General features: G+C 38.0%; 1 protein-coding gene and 3 pseudogenes. 2 read left to right on the top strand and 2 right to left on the bottom strand.

Annotated elements, in window-relative coordinates:
• Positions 1 to 78: 78 nt before the first annotated feature.
• A pseudogene (locus QUA58_RS31055) lies at positions 79 to 591 on the bottom strand (IS4 family transposase); the annotation flags it as partial.
• Positions 592 to 668: 77 nt separating this feature from the next.
• Between QUA58_RS31055 and QUA58_RS31050 the strand changes: the two are divergent.
• Positions 669 to 1,936: pseudogene (locus QUA58_RS31050) on the top strand (IS701 family transposase).
• A gap of 37 nt (positions 1,937 to 1,973) precedes the next feature.
• Here QUA58_RS31050 and QUA58_RS31710 read toward each other — a convergent pair.
• Positions 1,974 to 2,642 (bottom strand): annotated as a pseudogene (locus tag QUA58_RS31710) (IS4 family transposase); the annotation flags it as partial.
• A gap of 181 nt (positions 2,643 to 2,823) precedes the next feature.
• Here QUA58_RS31710 and QUA58_RS31705 point away from each other — a divergent pair.
• Positions 2,824 to 2,922 (top strand): hypothetical protein, encoded by a 99-nt coding sequence (locus tag QUA58_RS31705; RefSeq protein ID WP_445301919.1) that lies wholly within the window; start codon positions 2,824 to 2,826, stop codon positions 2,920 to 2,922.
• Positions 2,923 to 2,979 lie beyond the last annotated feature (57 nt).

Genomic DNA, 2,979 nt, shown 5'->3' with positions numbered 1-2,979 from the left:
TAGCTAATTTACGATGATTACATTTACGTCCTAGAACTTAACTATACAGAGGCTTTGAGTGTTTTCGGAGATGTCTAATTAAAATATGACTCCATTTGTTCCTTTATTCTTGAAAAAAAACTGTTCGGGACTTCTTTGAGTTCCAGGGAAAGGAGAAATAATTAGCCTGACATGAGGTTTTCGCCGTCGCTTAACAATCCCTAAATCTTGATTTTTATCAGCGGCAAAATACTTAACTTGCGTCAGAAGCTAATCCTTTTTGATCGGCCACAGAAAAATGATACATCCCCCGATAAATCATTTCTCATGAAATCTGTTCAATTGGCACTCCTAATTCATCCGCAACAGCATCTCCTCAATCTACTAAAACTGCATAAAATAGCCAATTTGCCCAGATTGGGAGCTGGATTCCGTTTAACGAACCTGTCCATAAATAGCTGAGATTTAGGAATCTTTTTACTAGGCAAAATGCCGATTCAATTCGCCAGCGTCTTTGATATAAATCTGCTACTACATAGGGGGCAATATTTCTGGTTCTCGGACACTTGTCAGATAAGACCGCCAGGAAGTCTTGGAGCGAATCGGTACTAACGGGACTTAAACAGAAAATACGATAAAAATAGGTTATAATGCTTACATAGCAAGCATATAACGTTAAGAAATGACCCATGAAAGAGACAACCCCTGCCGCGATGCCCCCCTGCTTCGATAGATGGTGTCAAAGATTTGACGATATTTTTGGTCATCTTGCCCAAAAACGAGAGTTTAGGAACTATTTAGGGGGATTATTGGGAGAAAGTGAACGAAAAAACCTGTCGCAGATGGCAGAAAATGCCTTGGCGAGTAACTTACCACAAATTACATCATTTTTTAACAACAGCGCCTTGGTCATTCAATGAACTCAATCAACGTCGCCTAGACGTAATGAATCAGTGTAACTTGCGCCAAGATTAGTCGAGAATTTAGCCTGATAATAGATGATTCAGGTCACCGAAAAAGTGGTAATTTTACCGACGGTGTAGGCAGACAATACATCGGACAAATCGGAAAAACTGACAATGGGGTCGTAATAGTTACAAGTCATCTATATGATGGTAAAAAGAGCCTGCCATTAGATATTGAATTATATAAAAAAGCCGACTCATTACCAGAGGGAAAGGAGGATCCAGAATTTAAGAAAAAGCCAGAAATAGCCATAAATTTAATCGACAAAACCTTAGCGAGAGGCTATAAACCAGGAATAGTCTTGATGGATGCAGGGTATGGTAATAACACCAGTTTTTTACAAGAATTAGAAAACCGCAAATTAAAATATATCGGAGGAATCGCCAAGAATCGCAAAGTAATAATTCAAAAAACCGAAAATGAAACAGAGGAAATTCGAGTAGACAACTTAACAAAAGCCTTACCTGTAGGGGCTTTCACAAAAATTCAACTCAATCTAGAACGACCGAGAACAGTATGGGTAGCAATTAAAGAAGTCGAGTTATCAAAATGCACGGGTAAGAAAGTAATAGCCATCGTCATGAATGCAGATACTTTCGAGACCGCCACTGAAATAGATTATTTGATGAGTAATGTTGACTTATCAAAAGCGACAGAGGAGTGGATAGTAAAAACTTATTCACAAAGAAATTGGGTTGAAGTTTTCTATCGGGAAGCCAAGGGCTGGTTGGGGTTAAATGAATATCAAGTCAGAGATGAAATCAGCCTGAAAAGACATTTCATTATGGTGTTTTGTGCCTACAGTTTCATTCTCTGGCATACCTTAACAGGAGGATTAAGGCGCAAATGGGCAAACAAACCTTTAAACACTTTTAGTGATGCACTCGAAGCATTTCGGACAGCCATATCTTTTAGGTTTGTGAAATGGTTGAACCAAAATTGGGACGTATTCTCCGCTTATAAAGCCAGTTTAGGCTTTGTTTGGGCTTAAAATTTGTTTAAGTCCCGCTAATCTTATAGTCAAAGCTGGTGTTTTTTTTGGTGCCTGCACCTATGTTAATTATCTGGTCTTTGACATCATAAGTATTGGTTAATACCCGCTCTACCTGATAAGATGCACCTTTCTTGATTCGAGTAATAAATCCAATTTCTTGGTCGATTAGTTGTGACTATAAAGCGAAGTGATAGAAGCCTCTGTCCAATAACAGCAAGCTTTTCGGCTTAACTATTTTCAGTAAATCTTCCTCCCAATGGGTATCTGCTTGTTTGGGATTTGTCCCAAACCAAATTTCTTCGGGAAGATGAGTTACTAGGTCTATAATTACTCCCATTTTTGCGGCTAATTGACCAATTGGCACATCTGATCAACTTTGTAGCTTACGAAATAATGCTTCCAATGTTGAGCCGTCAGCTATCCAGATATTTTCCAAGTTTTTTAAGGCAAATTGTACGCTATCGGGTAACGGTCTCGATTTTCTCATCAACCATTCCCGACGAAAATGAGGCAGTAATTCTTTAAATACTTTTTCAAATAAAATTGCCGGAAAAGTTAAAAATCTTTGTGATCATGCTTGTTGACTAATTTCAGACGGCTCACACCATAAAAATCCTTCTCTATTTAATAATCTAGTTAATTCTATTACTCCTGCTACATTTCGCCATAAAAGACTTAATATTGCTGCCATCATTAATGGTAAGTAGGTCGGCGAAAAAAAACAAAACTATGTTAACATACATAAAGAAAGGTATAGCTCTAGTGAGGTAATTAATATATGGGCGCTCGATTAAGAGTATTTCTGACTCAAAAGCAAGACAAAACCCTATTTAATCTGAGAACGGCGCTCATTACCACAAAAAGTCAAAGATCGAGCCGAAGTAATCAGGTTAAACGCAAATGGCTGGTATGTTGAGAAAATAGCTACTCACTTTAACTGGGCTTCACAAACAGTGAGAGCAGTCTTAGGAATGAAAATTTAATAACTTTAGCGTTTGTTAAATAGTCGGCACTGCACGATAATTCCATTTAGGTAGATA

It is taken from the genome of Microcoleus sp. N9_A1, assembly GCF_036701795.1.
Classification (GTDB): Bacteria; Cyanobacteriota; Cyanobacteriia; order Cyanobacteriales; family Microcoleaceae; genus Microcoleus.
The sequence above is the reverse complement of the archived record's forward strand: the minus strand, read 5'-3'. Positions and strand labels throughout refer to the sequence as shown.